The 17,955-nt window shown below is 74.6% G+C and carries 15 protein-coding genes; 9 read left to right on the forward strand and 6 right to left on the reverse strand.

The window, feature by feature from the left end:
* Positions 1-27: 27 nt before the first annotated feature.
* Together JQX11_RS27400 and JQX11_RS27405 are read right to left on the reverse strand one after the other, a co-directional pair.
* Positions 28-702, reverse strand: coding sequence for a hypothetical protein (locus tag JQX11_RS27400; protein WP_204927819.1), 675 nt, complete (start codon positions 700-702; stop codon positions 28-30).
* A 37-nt stretch (positions 703-739) separates the two neighbouring features.
* Positions 740-1,192 carry an SRPBCC family protein gene (locus JQX11_RS27405; protein ID WP_204927820.1) on the reverse strand — a complete coding sequence of 151 codons (453 nt, stop codon included), beginning with the start codon at positions 1,190-1,192 and terminating at the stop codon, positions 740-742.
* Between the two features lie 156 nt (positions 1,193-1,348).
* Here JQX11_RS27405 and JQX11_RS27410 point away from each other — a divergent pair, with 156 nt between their 5' ends.
* The 5 genes from JQX11_RS27410 (at position 1,349) to JQX11_RS27430 (ending at position 8,299) form a co-directional block, all read left to right on the forward strand.
* The gene (locus tag JQX11_RS27410) at positions 1,349-3,148 is read left to right on the forward strand and encodes an AMP-dependent synthetase/ligase (protein WP_204927821.1); all 1,800 of its coding nucleotides are present in this window, start codon (positions 1,349-1,351) and stop codon (positions 3,146-3,148) included.
* A gap of 14 nt (positions 3,149-3,162) precedes the next feature.
* The gene (locus JQX11_RS27415) at positions 3,163-4,854 is read left to right on the forward strand and encodes a GAF domain-containing sensor histidine kinase (protein ID WP_204927822.1); all 1,692 of its coding nucleotides are present in this window, start codon (positions 3,163-3,165) and stop codon (positions 4,852-4,854) included.
* A 7-nt stretch (positions 4,855-4,861) separates the two neighbouring features.
* Entirely contained in the window at positions 4,862-5,530 is a 669-nt protein-coding gene (locus tag JQX11_RS27420) for a response regulator transcription factor (RefSeq protein ID WP_007072219.1), read from the forward strand.
* 206 nt (positions 5,531-5,736) lie between these two features.
* Positions 5,737-6,546 carry an SAM-dependent methyltransferase gene (locus JQX11_RS27425; protein WP_204927823.1) on the forward strand — a complete coding sequence of 270 codons (810 nt, stop codon included), beginning with the start codon at positions 5,737-5,739 and terminating at the stop codon, positions 6,544-6,546.
* Positions 6,539-8,299, forward strand: a complete 1,761-nt coding sequence (locus JQX11_RS27430; protein WP_204927824.1) for a putative bifunctional diguanylate cyclase/phosphodiesterase — start codon at positions 6,539-6,541, stop codon at positions 8,297-8,299. Before JQX11_RS27425 ends, JQX11_RS27430 begins: the two co-directional genes overlap by 8 nt.
* Before the next feature lie 54 nt (positions 8,300-8,353).
* Here JQX11_RS27430 and JQX11_RS27435 read toward each other — a convergent pair whose 3' ends face one another.
* From JQX11_RS27435 to JQX11_RS27450, 4 genes are all read right to left on the reverse strand, one after another.
* Complete coding sequence (locus JQX11_RS27435; RefSeq protein WP_204927825.1) at positions 8,354-9,493, reverse strand: glycosyltransferase family 4 protein; 1,140 nt, start codon at positions 9,491-9,493, stop codon at positions 8,354-8,356.
* Complete coding sequence (locus JQX11_RS27440) at positions 9,490-10,749, reverse strand: M48 family metallopeptidase (protein ID WP_204927826.1); 1,260 nt, start codon at positions 10,747-10,749, stop codon at positions 9,490-9,492. Before JQX11_RS27440 ends, JQX11_RS27435 begins: the two co-directional genes overlap by 4 nt.
* Positions 10,750-10,893: 144 nt before the next feature.
* Positions 10,894-11,097, reverse strand: a complete 204-nt coding sequence (locus JQX11_RS27445) for a hypothetical protein (protein WP_204927827.1) — start codon at positions 11,095-11,097, stop codon at positions 10,894-10,896.
* A 119-nt stretch (positions 11,098-11,216) separates the two neighbouring features.
* A complete protein-coding gene (locus JQX11_RS27450; RefSeq protein ID WP_204927828.1) occupies positions 11,217-12,686 on the reverse strand; it encodes an NYN domain-containing protein in 1,470 nt (489 codons plus the stop codon).
* A gap of 127 nt (positions 12,687-12,813) precedes the next feature.
* On the opposite strand from JQX11_RS27450, the gene JQX11_RS27455 reads away from it, so the two are divergent.
* The 4 genes from JQX11_RS27455 (at position 12,814) to JQX11_RS27470 (ending at position 17,936) form a co-directional block, all read left to right on the forward strand.
* Positions 12,814-14,571, forward strand: a complete 1,758-nt coding sequence (locus JQX11_RS27455; protein ID WP_204927829.1) for a DEDD exonuclease domain-containing protein — start codon at positions 12,814-12,816, stop codon at positions 14,569-14,571.
* A 128-nt stretch (positions 14,572-14,699) separates the two neighbouring features.
* Positions 14,700-16,487: a RelA/SpoT family protein gene (locus JQX11_RS27460; protein ID WP_204927892.1), complete on the forward strand. Its 1,788-nt coding sequence runs from the start codon at positions 14,700-14,702 to the stop codon at positions 16,485-16,487.
* A 67-nt stretch (positions 16,488-16,554) separates the two neighbouring features.
* Positions 16,555-17,079, forward strand: coding sequence for an NUDIX domain-containing protein (locus tag JQX11_RS27465; protein ID WP_204927830.1), 525 nt, complete (start codon positions 16,555-16,557; stop codon positions 17,077-17,079).
* The gene (locus tag JQX11_RS27470) at positions 17,076-17,936 is read left to right on the forward strand and encodes a sugar phosphate nucleotidyltransferase (protein ID WP_204927831.1); all 861 of its coding nucleotides are present in this window, start codon (positions 17,076-17,078) and stop codon (positions 17,934-17,936) included. Before JQX11_RS27465 ends, JQX11_RS27470 begins: the two co-directional genes overlap by 4 nt.
* Positions 17,937-17,955 lie beyond the last annotated feature (19 nt).

Below are 17,955 nucleotides of genomic sequence, written 5' to 3' on the forward strand. Positions count from 1 at the left end.
GCCGTACGCTGCCGGGATGTCCGGTGGTCAGGCCCCGTCGCCTGGTGCGTCCCCGTCCGCGCCGGCCGGCGCGCGCGAGGCGGGCACCACGGGACCGTCGGCCGCGGGCCGGACCTGCTGGGCCGGCGCGGCCGGCCCGGCGTCGTCGACGGGCGGTGCGGCGGCGGCCGGTTCGACCGCGTCCTCCGCCCGGGTGGCGGCGGACCAGACGTCCCGCTCCGGCGCCGACGCAGAATCATGCCCGGTGCGGGTGGCCTCGCGCCACACATGATCGGCTCCGGAATCGGACGGGCCGGTCGGCGCGGCGGCGTCACCGGCGTCACCGGGGGGTGCTTCCCCGGCTCCGGGCGGGGCGAACGCGCGCATCAGGCTGGCGACGCCGGCCGCCAGATCCCCCGCGCCGGTGGCGAGCCGCTCGGCGAATTCGGGACTGGGATCGCGTAGGGCGGCGACTGCCCGGCAGATCGGACAGACGCAGCACTCGGCCGATCCGGTGGCGAAACCCTGCGCGCGGTGGCCGCCGCCGGCAGACCGGGACGGGGTGGCACTGTGACCGAGGACACCCGAGACGATCCCACCGAGCGGACCCCACGGCCCCGACGCCGACCCGGAGCCGGCGGAGGCCAGCCGGGCCGTCGCGAGCAGCGTGGCGACCAGCCGTTCCGCTTCCTCCCGGGCCGAGCCCGGTTCCGTTGCGCCCATGGTCGGCTCCTCCGTCGTGTCGCCGGCCGTCGCGTCGCTACGCCGCACCGGTTGCTTCTACCCGGCGCTTGAGCTGCTTCAACGCCGTATCCATGATCATTTTCTCGGCCTTGCGGCGAAACATGCCGAGCATGCCCACCGACAACTCGACCTCCAGCGTGTAGGTCACCGTGCAGGTGCCGTCCGGATTGCCGACCAGGTCGTACGAGCCACGCTGGGACTTCTGCATCGTCGAGGGCGACACCAGGTGCCACTCGATGCGGGACAGGTCCTCGGCGTACTCGTAGGCCAGCACGTACTCGTCGGCCATCACCCCGGCGTCGATGGTGAACCGGACCTGGCTGGCGTAGCCGTCCTCGTATTCCTCGACGACCTCGGTCCGGCGCACCGCCTCGGTCCACTCGGGGTAGCGCGCGAAGTCGCACACGACCGCCGCGACCCGGTCCGGTGACGCGCCGATGACGATCGACTGGGTGGAGGAGTCCGCCATGGGGGGAGGCTACCCGGCGCGCCCGACGGATGCCCCGCTCCACCCCCCGGGCAGGGGCCGGGCAACCTGGCTGGGGCGTCCGCCCGGCCGGCCGGGTAGGTTTCGACCATGCCGGCCCGTGGTCGGCCCGGCCAGTGCGAGCACGAGGGAGTGCAGGTGCGCGAGTTCTCCGTCCCGCCGATCGTCACCATCGGCGACGCGGCAAACCTGACCGACCCGGTCTGGGACAACGCCGAGGCCGCGCCGGACGCGGTGCAGTTCGTCCGGCCCGCCGTCGAGGGCCGCGCCGGGGTCGACGTCACCTGCCGGCAGTTCCGCGACGAGGTGGTCGCGGTGGCCCGGGGGCTGGCCGGCGCGGGGGTCTCCCCCGGTGACCGGGTCGCCCTGATGAGCCGCACCCGCTACGAGTGGACCCTGCTCGACTACGCCATCTGGGCGGCCGGCGCGGTCACCGTACCGATCTACGAGACCTCCAGCGCCGAACAGGCCGCCTGGATCCTCGGCGACTCGGGCGCGGTCGCCGTGGTGGTGGAGACCAACAGCCACGCCACCCTGGTCGCCGGGGTCCGCGACCGGCTGCCCGAGCTGCGCGACGTCTGGCAGATCGAGCTGGGCGGGGTCGACGAGATCGTCGCCGCCGGCACCTCGGTCGACCCGGAGGAGATCGAGCGCCGCCGCACCTCGGTCCGCGCCGCCGACGTCGCCACGATCATCTACACCAGCGGCACCACCGGCCGCCCCAAGGGCTGCGTGCTGACCCACCGCAACATGTACGCCGACATCGCCAACGCGGTGCCGGTGCTGCCGAACCTGTTCCGCCCGGGCGCCTCGACCCTGCTCTTCCTGCCGCTGGCGCACGCCTTCGCCCGGCTCATCCAGATCGGGGTGGTGCAGGCGCGGGCCACGATGGCGCACTGCGCCGACACCCGGGACCTGGTCGCCCAGCTCCAGGAGTTCCGGCCGACGTTCGTGCTCTCGGTGCCGCGGGTCTTCGAGAAGGTCTACAACGGCGCCCGGCAGAAGGCCGAGGCCGACGGCAAGGGCGCGATCTTCGACCGGGCCGAGAAGGTCGCCATCGCCTGGAGCGAGGCGCAGGAGACCCCGGGCGGTCCCGGGTTCGCGCTGCGCGCCCAGCACGCGGTCTTCGACCGGCTGGTCTACCGCAAGCTGCGGGCCGCCCTCGGTGGCCGGTGCCGGGACGCGATCTCCGGAGGTGCCCCGCTCGGCGCCCGGCTCGGGCACTTCTTCCGGGGCATCGGGGTGACCATCTGCGAGGGGTACGGCCTCACCGAAACCTCGCCCGCCGCCGCGGCCAACCTGCCCACCGGCACGAAGATCGGCACGGTCGGCCGGCCGCTGCCCGGCGTGACGATCCGGATCGCCGACGACGGCGAGATCCTGATCGCCGGTGACCTGATCTTCCAGGGCTACTGGAAGAACGAGGCGGCCACCGCCGAGGCGCTCGCCGACGGCTGGTTCCGCACCGGCGACCTGGGGCACCTCGACGACGACGGTTTCCTCAGCATCACCGGCCGCAAGAAGGAGATCATCGTGACGGCCGCCGGCAAGAACGTCGCCCCGGCGGTGCTGGAGGACCAGGTCCGGGCACATCCGCTGGTCAGCCAGTGCGTGGTGGTGGGCGACCGGCAGCCGTTCATCGCCGCGCTGGTCACCGTCGACGAGGAGGCGCTGCCGAAGTGGCTGGCCGCCCACGGGATGCCCGAGGACACCCCGGTCGCGCAGCTCGTGGCGCACGACGCGCTGCGGGCCGAGATCCAGGGCGCGGTGGACACCGCCAACCTGGCCGTCTCCAAGGCCGAGGCGATCAAGGTGTTCCGCATCCTGCCCCGCGACTTCACCGAGGCGACCGGCGAGTTGACCCCCTCACTCAAGGTCAAGCGGCAGGTCGTCCACAAGACGTACGCGGCCGAGATCGCGGACATCTACCAAGGCTGACTACGATCCGTCACGTGCCCGCCTCCACAGCCGCCCGCCCCCAGACGCGTCCCGTCGCCGCCGCCGCGCGAGCGGTGATGCTCGCGCTGGTCGGCGTACTGACCCTGGTCGCCACCCGCGATCCCGCCCAGCTCTGGTGGATCGCCCTGCTGGCGGTCGCCGGAGCGCCCGCCCTGCTCGCCCCCGAGCACCGGCTGATCGGCCCGCTGAGCCGGCTCGCCGAGGCGGTGGTGATCGGGCTGGCCGCCAGCCAGGTCGCCGTCTCCTCCGCCCTCGGCTCGTCGGTCGGCGGGCTGGGCGCCTCGGCGGTGCTGCCCTACCTGGCGGTGCCGGTGACCGTCACCGCGCTGCGCCGGCAGTTCCGCGAGGGCGCGGTGCTGCTCGGGGTCACCGCGGCCACCCTGCTGGTGGCGGGTGCCTTCACCGAGGTCGCCGGTGGGCGGCAGCTCGGCCAGGCCGGTTACCTGGCGGTCTGCGCGCAGTGGCTGATCCTCGCCGGGCTCGGCCTCTACGCCGCCGGCACGCTGCACCAGGTGATGCGGGTCCGGGCCGACGGCAAGCCCCAGCCGTACGCCGAGGCGACCCGGCTGCTGACCCAGCTGCGGACGGTCGCCCGGCAGCTGCCCGGGGCCACCCTCGACCCGGGCGGCATCTCCGAACACCTGCTGGAGGAGCTGCGTACCGTCGCCCCCGGCAACCGGGGCGCGGTGCTGTCGGCAAGCGGCGGCGGGCGGCTCGTGGTCCTCGCCCAGGTCGGCGTCGACCGGGTCGACTGGGAGACGACGTTGGACGCCGACTCGGCGATCGCCGACGCCTGGGCCAGCCAGCAGCCGCAGACCTCGGCCCGGTCGCAGGCCCGCTCGCACAGCGGCGGGGACGTCTCGGCGCTGATCGTGCCGCTCGTCGCCGGGGTGCGTACGGTCGGCCTGGTGGTGCTGGAGGCGGACGCGGCGCACGCCTACCCGCCGCCGGTGGTGTCCCGGGTGACCGCGCTGACCGGCCCGGCGGCGCTGCGCCTGGAGGCGGCGCTGCTCTTCGACGAGGTGCGGTCGCTGGCCACCAACGAGGAGCGGCAGCGGCTGGCCCGGGAGATCCACGACGGGGTGGCGCAGGAACTGGTGATGGTCGGCTACGGCATCGACAACGCGCTGGCCTACGTCGACGAGGACCCGAAGGAGACCGCCGAGGCGCTGCGCACCCTGCGCGGTGAGGTGACCCGGGTGATCACCGAGCTGCGGCTGAGCCTGTTCGAGCTGCGCAGCGAGGTCGACCGGCACGGCGGCCTGGCAGCGGCGATCGCCGAGTACGCCCGCACCGTCGGCGCGTCGGGGGGCCTGCGGGTGCACCTGTCGCTCGACGAGTCGACCGCCCGGCTGCCGGCCGCCACCGAGGCCGAGTTGCTGCGCATCGCCCAGGAGGCGGTGACCAACGCCCGCAAGCACGCCGGGGCGTCGAATCTCTGGGTCACCTGCGAGGTGGACCCCCCGTACGCGCAAATTGAAGTGTCGGATGACGGTCACGGCATCGGTGACCAGCGCACCGACGGTCACTACGGCCTTGCGATCATGGCGGAGAGGGCGGAACGTATCCGGGGCCGGTTGGAGATCAGTCCCCGGCAACCCAGTGGTACGACCGTGGCGGTGGTGGTGGGTTCGTCGCCCCGGCGCGATAACGTGCGTGGCAGCGCAGCAGCAGAAGTGGAGTAATTCGAGGATGACCACAAGCCCGACACCGGCCACCCGTACCAAGGTCCTCCTTGTCGACGATCACGATCTGATCCGCAAGGGGCTGCGGCACGCCTTCGAGCGGGACCGTCAGTTCGAGGTCGTCGGCGAGGCCGCCACGGCGGCGGAGGGCGTGCGCCAGGCCGGCGCGCTGCAACCGGACGTCGTGATCATGGATCTGCGGCTTCCCGACGGCAGCGGCCTGGAGGCCACCCGGGCGCTGCGCAAGTCCAGCGCGTCGATGGGCATCGTGGTGCTCACCATGTACGCCGGTGACGACCAGCTCTTCGGTGCGTTGGAGGCGGGGGCGAGCGCCTTCGTGCCGAAGACCGCGCCGGCCGACGAGGTGGTGGCCGCCGCCCGGCACGCCGCCTCCTCGCCCAGCGCGTTCACCGCCGCCGACCTGGCCGAGGCGATGAAGCGCCGGCTGGCCCCGTCCGGCCCGCAGCTCTCCCCCCGCGAGGGTCAGGTGCTGCGGCTGCTCGCCGACGGCATGAGCGTGGCCGGCATCGCCAAGCAGCTGTTCGTCAGCGAGTCCACCGCCAAGACCCACATCTCGAAGCTCTACGAGAAGCTGGGCGCGGCCAACCGGGCGCAGGCGCTGATGACCGCCCTGCGGCTGGGTCTGCTCGAGGCGCCGGACGCCCCGAAGTTCTGAGGCGGGGCCACCCCGCCGGGCCGGCAGGCCCGGGTCCACCCCGGACCCGGGCCTGCCGTCGGCACACCACCGGTTCGACTGCGCCCGGTGAGCGACCGGTCGCGCACTGATCGCGGTCTTTGCACGTGGGCGGTGGACAGGCAGAATACCCGGGTGAACCGCACGGTCGACCATGTTTGCGGTGGTACTCGACAAAGGGGTTGGGGATGCAGCGACCGAACTGGGCACCCGACGACATCGACATCGAACGCCCCAGCGTCGCCCGCATGTACGACTACTACCTCGGCGGCTCGCACAACTTCGCCGCCGACCGGGTCGCCGCCCGCGCGATGGTGGAGGCGGTTCCCGACGCGCCGCTGATGGCCCAGGCCAACCGGGCCTTCCTGCGCCGGGTGGTGCAGCACCTGGTCGACTCCGGCATCCGCCAGTTCCTCGACATCGGCTCCGGCATCCCCACCGTCGGCAACGTGCACGAGATCGCCCAGCGGGCCGACCCGCGGGCCCGGGTGGTCTACGTCGACGTCGACCCGGTCGCCGTCGCACACAGCCAGGAGATCCTCGCCGGCAACCCCGCCGCCGCCGTCGTGCAGGAGGACCTGCGCCGGCCCGAGGCGATCCTGGCGCACCCCGAGGTCACCCGGCTGATCGACTTCTCCCAGCCGGTGGCCGTGATGATCGTGGCGGTGCTGCACTTCATCCCGCACGCCGATCATCCCGAGGACATCCTGCGGACGTTGCGCGCGGCGCTCGCCCCGGGCAGTTACCTGGTCCTCTCCCAGGCCAGCGACGACACCCGGGGCGGGGCCGAGCGGACCGAGGCGGAACGGGTCTACCGGCGTACCGACAACCCGCTGTGCATCCGCAGCCGGGCCGAGCTGACCGCGTTCTTCGACGGCTTCACGATCGTCGACCCCGGGGTGGTCTGGGTGCCGCAGTGGCGGCCCGAGACGCCGGAGAGCGCCGAGAACGCCGAACAGGCCGTCTTCCTCGGCGGCGTCGGGCGTCTCGATGGGTGAGCCGACAGGCCCCCGGGCGTCCTGCCCGGGTACGTTCGCCCGCGCCTGGGCCAAGGCGGTCTCCGGCACCAGCTACCTGCCGATGACCCAGGCCCAGTTGGAGGAGCTGCTGCAACGGCTCACCGTACGACTGGCGGCCGCGCTGCGGGCCGAGCCGTTCGACCCGCGGGTCGGTCACCAGGTGGGCGCGGAGCTGGTGGCCGCGCACATCGCCTCGGCGGAGGGGCTGGGGCGGACCGTCGAGGTCGTCCAGCTCCGCCTGCTGCGCGACCTCGGCCTGGTCGGCGACGACATCTCCGACCGGCTGGCCCGGTTGCTCGCCACCATCACCACCGGGTACGCCCGCGCGCTGCGCGACCGGACCCTCGACGAGCAGGAGTCCATCCGGCGGGCGGCGATGGTGGCCCGCGCCCAGGCCGAACGGGCGCTGCGCGACAGTGAGTCCCGCTTCCGCCACCAGGCGACCCACGACCCGCTCACCGACCTGCCCAACCGCACCCTGTTCACCGAACGGCTCGCCACCGCCCTCACCGTCCCGGGGCGGGGTTCCGCCCGGGTGGGGGTGTGTTTCCTCGACCTCGACCGGTTCAAGGTGGTCAACGACTCCCTCGGTCACCAGCTCGGCGACGCCCTGCTGGTGCAGGTGGCGCAGCGGCTGAGCCGGGCCCTCGGCGAGCACCTGGTGGCCCGCCTCGGCGGCGACGAGTTCGTCATCCTCGTCGAGCGCACCGACGGCACCGACGACGTGGTGAAGGTGGCGGAGGCGGCGCTCGCCGCGGTCGCCGAGCCGGCCCTGGTCGAGGGGCACGAGCTGACCGTCACCGCAAGCGCCGGCATCGTGGAACGGCCGGTGGCCGGCACCACCCCGGGTGAGTTGATGCGGGCCGCCGACAGCACCCTGCACTGGGCCAAGGCGGCCGGCGGCGCCCGCTGGGCGCTGTTCGACCCGGCCCGGCACCGCACCGAGCTGGCCCGGTACGCCCTGTCGGCGGCCATCCCCGCCGCCCTGGACCGGGGCGAGTTCTTCCTGGACTACCAGCCGCTGACGTCGCTGCGGGACGGCACCGTGGTCGGGGTGGAGGCGCTGGTCCGCTGGCGGCACCCCGAGCTGGGGGTGCTGGGCCCGGACAGCTTCATCGGGCTGGCCGAGGAGACCGGGCTGATCGTCCGGCTCGGTGGCTGGGTGCTCGCCGAGGCGTGCCGGGAGGCGGAGAGCTGGGCCGCCGGCGGCGGGCAGGCACCGTTCGTCAGCGTCAACCTCGCCGTCCGGCAGGTCCACCGTCCCGGCCTGGTGCAGGAGGTGCGCGGGCTGCTGGCGCAGACCGGCCTGCCGCCGCAACGACTCCAGTTGGAGATCACCGAGAGCACCATGATGAGCACCGGCGGGGAGGACCCGGTCCGGGCCCTGCGGATGCTCAACGACCTGGGTGTCCGGATCGCCATCGACGACTTCGGCACCGGCTACAGCAATCTGGTCTACCTGCGGGACCTGCCGGTCACCGAGCTGAAGGTGGCCGGCGAGTTCGTGACCAGGTTACGCAGCCCGCAGGTCGACCCGGCCAGCCGCAACGACGAGCAGATCCTGGCCTCGCTGGTGTCGCTGGCCCACGCGCTGGACCTGACGGTCACCGCCGAGGGGGTGGAGACCGCCGACCAGGCCGACCTGCTGCGCTCCATCGGCTGCGACACCGGCCAGGGCTGGCACTTCGGCAAGCCCGCCCCCGCCGCCCGCATCCTCGAACAGATCCGCTGACCCACCGCCGGCGACCACCCCGCCACCCTGTTCACCGGCGGGTCGGTCGGCGGTTCAGCCGGGGGCGGCGGTGCCGGTGAGCAGGTCCGTCAGGCGACGGGCCTGGGTCTCCCAGCGCCACTCCTTCTCCACCCAGGCCCGCCCGGCCGCGCCGAGCTGCCGGGCGAGGTCCCGGTCGGCGAGCAGGGTGGCCACCCGGTCGGCGAGCACGGCGACGTCACGCCCCGGGACGACGTACCCGGTCTCGCCCTCGCGGACCGCGTCCGGTGCGCCGCCGGAGTCACCGGCCACCACCGGCAGCCCGGTCGCCGACGCCTCCAGGTAGACGATGCCGAGCCCTTCGACGTCCAGCCCCCGGTTGCGGGTACGGCAGGGCATCGCGTAGACGTCACCGGCCGCGTAGTGGGCGGGCAGCGCCTCCCACGGCACCGAGCCGGTGAACACCACGTCACGTTCCACGCCGGTGGACCGGGCCAGCTTCTCCAGCGTCGCCCGGTAGGGCCCGCCTCCGACCACCAGCAGCGCCGCGTCGGGCACCCGGCGGCGGATCGCCGGCAGGGCCCGGATCAGCATGTCCTGGCCCTTGCGCGCGACCAGCCGGGAGACGCAGACCACCACCGGCCGGTCGGCCAGCCCGAGCCGGGCCCGTACCGGCGCGCCGTCCACCCCGGGGTGGTAGGTGTCCACGTCGACCCCGGGGGCGAGCCGGTGCAGCTCGGTGACGCCGCGCAGGGCGCGCTCCAGCCGTACCCGGGTGTAGTCGCCGAGGTAGGTGACCACGTCGGTGTCCCGGCCGATCCGGCGCAGCGCGGCGCGGGCCCCCGGCAGGGTCGCCCAGCCGGCCTCGTGACCGTGGGTCAGCGCCACCGCGCGGCGGATGCCGGCCCGGCGGCGCAGTCCGCCGGCGAGCAGGCCCAGCGGCGCGGCGGCACCAAACAACACCGTGTCGCAGTCGTGCTCCCGGGCCAGCCGGGCGGCCCGGCGGGCGACCCGCGGGGTGGGCAGCAGCACCCGGGTCGCGTCCCGGACCACCGGAAAGGGTTGCGCGGCGTCGAACCCGGCGGTGTCGCGCCAACTGGAGGCGTAGACCACCACCGAGCCGGGCGGCTGGCGGACCGCCAGGTGGTGCACGAACGACTGGATGCCGCCGGGGCGGGGCGGGAAGTCGTTGGTGATCAGCAGGGTCCGGGTCACCGGCCGGCCTCCCGGGCGTAGGCGCGGGCGGCGGCCATCCGCTCCACCGTGGACGGGTGCGAGGCGAACCAGAGGTACTCCGCCCGGGGCGGGTCGGGATCGGCCAGGTTGACCCCGGCGAGCCGGCGTTGCATCGCCTCGAAGGTGGCCGGGTCACCGGTGAGCGCCAGGGCGTGCGCGTCGGCCCGTGCCTCGATCCGGCGCGACACCAGCGCCTGCACCGGGCCGGCGACCAGCCCGACGACCGTCACCAGGGCGATCAGCAGCGCGAACGCCCGGGGCTCGGCGATCGAGTCGACGCCGGCCCGGCGCAGCAGCGGCGTCCAGGAGCCGACCAGGTAGAGCGCGACGACCGCGGCGGCGGCCCCGAGCGCACCGGTCAGCGTGCCGGTCCAGACGTCACGGTCCCTGGCGTGGCCCAGCTCGTGCGCCACCACGCTGGTCACCTCGGCCGGGGTGGCCTCGCGCAGCAGGGTGTCGTAGACCACCACCCGCCGGGTCGGCCCCAGACCGGAGACGTACGCGTTGACCGCCCGGGTGCGGCGGGAGGCGTCGGCGACCAGCACGTCCCGCACCGGTACGCCGTCCCGCGCGGCCAGGGCGGTCAGCTCGGTGCGCAGCGGCCCCTGCTCCATCGGGGTGAACCGGTTGAACACCGGCTCCACCAGCACCGGCAGCACGAAGGACAGCAGCACCACCAGCCCGGCCGCGCCGGCCGCCCCGAACGCCCACCACCAGCGCGGGGCGAGCCGGGTGACGGTGTAGAAGCCGAGCAGCACGGCCGCGGCGAGCACCGCGCTGAGGGCGTACGACTTGAGCAGGTCGACCGTCCAGCCGCCCCAGCCCTGGGTGGCGAGCCCGTACCGGGTCAGCACCGACTGCCGCCAGGCGGCGAACGGGAGGGTGAGCAGGTCGGCGACGAGCACCACGGCGATCCCGCCGAGCACCGCGCGGGCGATCCAGTGGTCGCCGAACGGCCGGCCGGCCAGCTCGACCAGCCTCGCCCCGAGCGGGGTCAGCCCGAGCAGCAGGGCCACCAGCAGGCCGACGGCGAGCCCGGTGTAGCGGCCGGGGCGCAGGGCCGCCTGCAACGCGCGCCCCCGGGCGACCTGGTCGGCGGGCAGGTCACGCAGGGCGGCGAGCTGGTCGGCGCGGGGGGCCGGGGGCCGGCTCCACGGGACCAGCAGGGCACCCAGGACGACCAGGGCCAGCACCAGCGCCGCCAGGGTGAGCACCGCCCAGCCGCGCGGGCTCACCGGGGCACCCCGGGTACGGGTCTGCGGGCGTGGCGTCGTACCCGTGTCATGCCGCCGCTCCTCCCGCCGTGAGCGCCCATCCTATGGCCCGCCGGCGCGGCCCCGCCGTGGTGTCCACCAGCCGCCACTGCGGCGCGGCGGCGGTCAGGCGACCCGGCGGCGGGCGGGACGGGCGGTCTCGTGGGCCAGGACCTCCACCTCGAAGCCGGAGCGGGTGAGCACCTCGATCGCCCGGTGCTCGGCGGCACCCAGGCCGGCGGCCGGGGAGTCGGTGTCGAGCAGGGCCGTCACCAGGCAGCCGGCGCAGCTCGCACCCCGGACCCGGCAGCCGTCGCAGTCGATGAGCATCGTGCCTCCTGACGCAGTGCGGCGTCGGGCGGAAACCCTCGTCACCACCCGAGCACCGTCGGTCAGGTCGGACACTAACCATCGGGTACGACACAACCGGACAACCGGTGATCAACACGTCAGGAGCGGGCCAGCCGGCGCAGCAGCGAGTCGGCACCCAGCGGGTACGCCCCGTGCCGGCGCACCCCGTCGGCGACCTCCCGGTCGGAGGAGACCACCACCACCGGGCGGCCGGGCGGCTCGGCCCGGACCAGCCGGCGGATCAGCTCGTCGGCGGTCTCGCCCTTGCGGGAGAAGAGCACCCGCACCCCGCGCGGGGTGGGCGGCAGGCCGTGCATCCGTTCCGCCCCGTCGAAGACCACGGTCACCTCGTCGCCGGTCTGCGCGGCGATCCCACCCAGCCCGGTGATCAGCCGCTTGCGCTGCTGCTCCAGGGACATCTCGCCGAACCCGCGCTTGGTGACGTTGTAGCCGTCCACCACCAGGTGCGCCCTCGGCAGGGCGAGGAGCTGGTCCAGCCGGGCCGGGTCGTCGGTGTCCCGGGCGCGGGCGGCCGGCCCGCCCTGGGCGGCGGCCGGGGCGTCGGTGAAGGCGTCGGCCACGAAGTCGGCGGGGAGTTTGTCCACCGGGTCCAGGGCCAGTTCACGGCGCAGCCCCACGGCGGCCTGACCGATCGTCTCCAGCAGCAGCCACAGCCGGGCGTCGTCGACCGAACGGGCCTCCTTGGCGCTGGCCTTGGCCACGCCGGCCGCCGCCTCGGCCTCGGCCAGCCGGGCCCGCGCCCGACGCAGCTCGGCGTCGCTGTCGGCGGCGGCGCGGGCGGCCCGGCCACGCTCGGTGGCGAGCAGTTCGGTGGCCCGGCGTTCCCGGGCCTGGGTCTCCCGCAGGCCGCGCTGGAGCTGGCGGTTCTCCTCCCGGAGCTGGCCGAGTTCCTCGCGGACGCGGGCCAGCTCGTCGCGGAGCTTGTCCGCCTCGACCCGGGCCACCGCCCGGTCGTGCTCGGCCCGGGTGGCCCGCTGCTCGGCCTCGCGGACCAGCTCCGCGACGACCGCGCTGTCCACCTCGGCGCGGACCGCCGCGCCGCTGGCGTCGATCAGCTCCCGCCAGCCCCGGGGGCGGACCAGGTAGGCCAGGGCGGCCACCTCGACCGGGTCGGCGGCGGCCGGCGCGGTGCCCTCGACCACGGCCGCGCCGAGGTCACCGGCGTCGGTCAGCACCCGGGCGGTGACCCGCTGCCGGAACAGCGGGTCGGCGGTGAGCTGGGCGGCGATCACCGAGCCACCCAGCCGGGCCCGCCGGTTGGGGGCGAACTTGGCCACCCGGCGCAGCGGCACCGGCACCTCGTCGGCGGGCAGGCCGGGCAGGACCGCCGCGGTGAGCGCCACGATCCGCTGCCGGACCGGCTCGGGCAGGACGGGCTCCGGCTCCGGCAGCCCGTCCACCGGCTCACCGGCGTCGGATCCGTCGGGCGGGGGAAGGGTGGCCCCGGGCTCGGGTGCCCCCGCACCCAGGTCCCCGCCGGCCCCGGGCGCGGCGGTGGACGACCCCTCCAGCGGGAGGTGGTCGTCGTGCGGGTCGGTGAGGGGCATGGGGCAAGTCTCCCACCGCGACCGGGCCCACCGCCGGTTGAGTGAGCCGATCTCTCATCCTACGCCGCCAGGGGCCCCTGGGGCTGCGGTGACGGGAGTGTCGGACCGAACGGTTAGCCTGCCGCCCGTGGCACCTGGGGAGTACGTCCAGCAGACCCTGGCCGGTCTGGACCGGCCGGCCGGCGGCGTCGATCCGGCCCTGCCGCTGTACGCGACGACGTTCGTGGTGGTCGACCTGGAGACCACCGGCGGCTCACCCGACGGCGGGGGCATCACCGAGATCGGCGCGGTGAAGGTGCGCGGCGGCGAGGAGCTGGGGGTGCTCGCCACCCTGGTCAACCCGGGGGTGCCGGTCCCGCCGTTCATCACCGTGCTGACCGGCATCACCCAGGCCATGCTGCTGCCCGCCCCGCCGATCGAGCAGGTGCTGCCGAGCTTCCTGGAGTTCGTCGCCGACGCCGTGCTGGTGGCCCACAACGCCCCCTACGACGTGGGTTTCCTCAAGGCCGCCTGCGCGAAGCACGGCTACCGCTGGCCCAACCCCCGGGTGCTGGACACGGCGGCGCTGGCCCGGCGGGTGCTCACCCGCGACGAGGTGCCCAACCGCAAGCTGGGCACCCTGGCCGCCTACTTCCGCACCACCACCCAGCCCACCCACCGGGCGCTCGACGACGCCAAGGCCACGGTGGACGTGCTGCACGGCCTGATCGCCCGGCTCGGCGGGCACCGGGTCGACACCGTCGGCGAGGCGATCGAGTTCTCCCGCGCGGTCAGCCCCACCCAGCGGCGCAAGCGGCACCTCGCCGACGGGCTGCCCCGGGGGCCCGGGGTCTACATCTTCCGGGCCGCCGACGACCGGCCGCTCTACGTCGGCACCTCCGGCGACATCGCCACCCGGGTCCGCAGCTACTTCACCGCCGCCGAAAAGCGGGCCCGGATGTCGGAGATGCTGGCCGCCGCCGAGCGGGTGGAGGCGGTGGAGTGCGCCCACCCGCTGGAGGCGGAGGTCCGGGAGCTGCGGTTGATCGCCGCGCACGCGCCGCCGTACAACAGGCGGTCAAAGTATCCGGAGCGGATGGTGTGGCTCAAGCTCACCGGCGGGCCGTACCCCCGGTTGTCGGTGGTGCGCGGCCTGGCCCCCGGCGACACCGCCTACCTCGGCCCGTTCCGCTCCACCCGGACCGCCGAGCTGGCCGCCGCCGGGTTCCACGACGCGGTGCCGCTGCGCCAGTGCACCCACCGGCTGTCGCTGCGCACGGTCACGCCGGCCTGCGCGCTGGCCGAGCTGGGCCGCTGCCCGGCGCCCTGCGAGCACCGGATCACCCCGCAGGAGTACGACGACCGCGCGGTCGCCCCGTTCCGCACCGCCACCACCAGCGACCCGCAGGTGGTGGTGGACGCCCTGCTGGCCCGGATCGAGGCGTTGGCGTCCGCGCAGCGCTACGAGGAGGCGGCGGTGGTGCGCTCCCGGCTGGCGGCGGTGCTGCGGGCCACCGTCCGGATGCAGCGGCTGGCCGGGCTGACCCGGATCGCCGAGCTGGCCGCCGCCCGGCCCGCCGCCGGGGGCGGCTGGGAGCTGGCGCTGGTCCGGTACGGGCGGCTCGCCGGGGCGGGGGTGTCCCCGCCGGGCGTCCACCCCCGACCGACGATCACCGCGATCCGGGCCACCGCGGAGACGGTGGAGCCGGACGGGCACGGGCCCGTGCCCCGGGCCACCGCCGAGGAGACCGAACGCATCCTGTCCTGGTTGGAACGACCGGAGACCCGGCTGGTGGAGATGACCTCCGTTTGGTCGTCCCCGGCGGCCGGCGCGGGACGGTTCCGTGACCTGCTGGAGAAGGCCGAGGGCGGCGGGTCCCACCAACTCTCGACCGAACGCTCATGAGCAAGTGTCCGATCGGACGACCCCGCCTCGCTTAGTCTGTTAAGGGAGTGCAGTCCTGCCCGTTTCGTGGGCCTGCTTCCGGTTGCCGGCGACGGTGACCGTGGAGCCGGGGTGAGGAGGTGTCCCTCGTGGACGTCGACGCCGGACACGGCGCCGCCCTGGGGGGTGCGCTCCCGGCCCAGCCGGGCGAGTTGCCCCTGACCCGGCGGCTCCGGTCCCTGTTGAGCTGGCCGGCCAACGACGCCGACCCGGTGACCCAGCTCGTCCGCACCCACCGCGGCATCCATTCGAGCGCGGACGCCTCGGTGCTGCGTCGGGCGTACACGATCGCCGAGAACATGCACCGCGGCCAGTTCCGCAAGAGCGGCGAGCCGTACATCACCCACCCGCTGGCGGTCGCCCAGATCTGCGCCGACCTCGGGATGGACACCACCACCCTGGTCGCGGCGCTGCTGCACGACACGGTGGAGGACACCCGCTACACCCTCCAGGCGCTCAGCGAGGACTTCGGGCCCGAGGTGGCGCACCTGGTCGACGGGGTGACGAAGTTCGACAAGGCGTTCTACGGCAAGGCCGCCGAGGCGGAGACGATCCGCAAGATGATCATCGCGGCCGGCAAGGACGTCCGGGTGCTGATCATCAAGCTGGCCGACCGGCTGCACAACATGCGTACCCTCGGGGTCCGCTCGGCCGCCTCCCGGGAGCGGATCGCCCGCAAGACCCAGGAGGTGCTGGTCCCGCTCTGCGACCGGCTCGGCATCCAGACCCTCAAGCGCGACCTGGACGACGTGGTGCTGCTGCACCTGGAACCCGACGAGCACGCCCGGCTGGCCCGGCACGTGCACGACCGGCCCGGCTGGGACGCCTACCTCGACGACGTGGTGGCCCAGGCCAGGGTGGCGCTGCGCCGCAGCCGGGTCGACGCCGAGGTGAGCGTCCGCCCCCGGCACCTCTACTCGATCTGGAAGGACACCGTGGCCGGCGGGCACGCCGTGCCGTACGACCTGCCCCGGATCGTGATCGTGGTGGACGGCCCGGCCACCGACTGTTACGCCGCCCTCGGCGCGGTGCACGGCCGTTGGCGGCCGATCCCCGGCCGGTTCAAGGACTTCATCGCCTCCCCCAAGAACAACCTCTACCGTTCCCTGCACACCAGCGTCTGCGGCCCGCAGGAGCGCACGGTCGAGGTGCTGATCCGCACCCGGGAGATGCACCGCTGCGCCGAGTACGGGGTGGCCGCCGACTTCCGTTTCCCCCGGGCCGCCACCGGGTCCAGCAACACCGACCAGCTCTCCTGGCTGCGCCGGGTGCTCGACTGGGAGCAGGAGGCGCCCGACCCGGCCCAGTTCCTCCAGTCGCTGCGGTGCGACCTCGCCGAGGCGCAGATCCAGGTGGTCGCCGACGGCCGGCAGGTGGTGCTCCCGGCCGGGGCGACCCCGGTCGACCTCGCCTACGAGCTGGGCACCGAGCGGGGCGACCACTGCCTCGCGGCGCGGATCAACGGCCGGCTCGCGCCGCTGGCGTCCGAACTGGACGAGGGCGACGTGGTGGAGATCTACACCGAGAGCGACGCGGAGAGCGGCTTCGAGGCGGACGTCGCCCCCCGTGGGCCACGCCGCGAGTGGCTCGACTTCGTCAAGTCGCCGCACGCGCAGATGCAGATCAGCCGCTGGTTCACCGAGCACACCGAGCCCGGCATCTCCATCGCCGACAAGGTCCGCCTCGGGCGGGCCACCATCGGCCTGGCGCTACGCAAGCACGACCGGGGCCTGGCCAGCGACCTGCCGCTGCTGCGCCTGTCGGAAGAACTGGGCTATCCCGACCTGGAGACCCTGCTGGTCGCGGTCTTCGACCGGGCCGTCGAACCGGACACCGTGGTCCGCCAGCTCATCGACCTGGTCGACCATCGACAGTGAGGCCCTGGCCGGGTGACCGGTCGCCCCGCACCCCACGGCAGCGCACCGACGGCCTAGCCTGGAGGCCATGATCCTCCGTTCCCGCGCCACCGGCCGGGCCGTCGCGTACAAGGTCTTCTACCGGCTGCCGGTCTCGGTGCGTCGTCGCCTGGTCCGGCTCGCCGGGCCCAAGTACGTCGTCGGCGCGGTGACCCTGGTCCGGGACAGCGGGGCCGACGGGGCCGGCCGGCTGCTGCTGCTGCTGCGCCAGCCCCCCGGGCACAGTTGGACGCTGCCCGCCGGCCTGCTCCAGCGCGGGGAGGCCCCGGTCGTCGGCGCGGCCCGCGAGCTGTACGAGGAGTCCGGCGTCCGGCTCGCCCCGGAACAGCTCCGTCCGGCCGTGCCGAACGCGGTGGTGCACACCCGGGGCTGGGTGGACATGGTCTTCGAGGCGGAGGTGCCCGCCGCCACCACGCCGCTGAAGGTGGACGGCGCGGAGGTCTTCGAGGCGGCCTGGCACCCGCTGGACGACCTGCCCCGGTTGAGCCGGGCCACCGCCAACCTGCTCGGCCACTACGGCATCGGGCCGCAGGCCGGCCAGCCGACGACGTGACCGCCCCGGACGGCCTGTGCGCGGTGGTGCTCGCCGCCGGTGAGGGCACCCGGCTGCGCCCGCTGACCACCCGGGTGCCCAAGGCGCTCTGCCCGGTCGGCAACGTGCCGCTGCTGGACCGGGCCCTGCACCGGCTGGCGGGGCTGGGTCTGACCGGGCCGCAGCGGGTGGCGGTGAACGCCTGCTACCTGGCCGACCAGGTGGTGACGCACGTCGGCGACCGGGCACACCTGTCGGTGGAGCCGGGTGACCCGTTGGGCACCGCCGGCGGCCTGGGCAACCTGCGGGACTGGATCGCCGGGCGGGGGGTGCTGGTCGGCAACGCCGACGCGTACCTGGCCGATCCGGGTGCCGCCCCCGGCCCGGACGTCGCGGCGCTGCTGGCCGGATGGGACTTCCGGTCCGTACGCCTGCTGGGCCGGCCGGCACCCGATCCGCGCGCCCCCGGCACCTTCGACGGGCACGTCTTCACCGGTTTCTCGCTGCTGCCCTGGCACCGGGTGCGGGAGCTGCCGGCGAGCTTCGGTGACCTGGTCCGCACGGTGTGGCGGCCGGCGGAGGCGGCCGGCGAGCTGACCGTGGTGCCGTACCCGGGCACGTTCTTCGACACCGGCACGCCCGCCGACTACCTGGCGGCCAACCTGCACGCCGCCGGCGACGGCACGCTGATCGCCCCGGACGCCACCGTCACCGGCCACGCCCGGCACGCGGTGGTCGGCGCGGGCGCGGTGGTACGCGGTGACGTGGAGCGCGTGGTGGTCTGGCCCGGCGCGACGGTCGGCCGCCACGAACGGCTCCGCGACGTGATCCGGGCCGCGGACGGGCTCACCGTGGCGGCCGTACCGGGCGGACGTTGATCGTCGGTGTCAGAATCAC

The organism is Micromonospora humida, assembly GCF_016901255.1.
In the GTDB taxonomy this organism is placed as follows: domain Bacteria; phylum Actinomycetota; class Actinomycetes; order Mycobacteriales; family Micromonosporaceae; genus Micromonospora; species Micromonospora wenchangensis.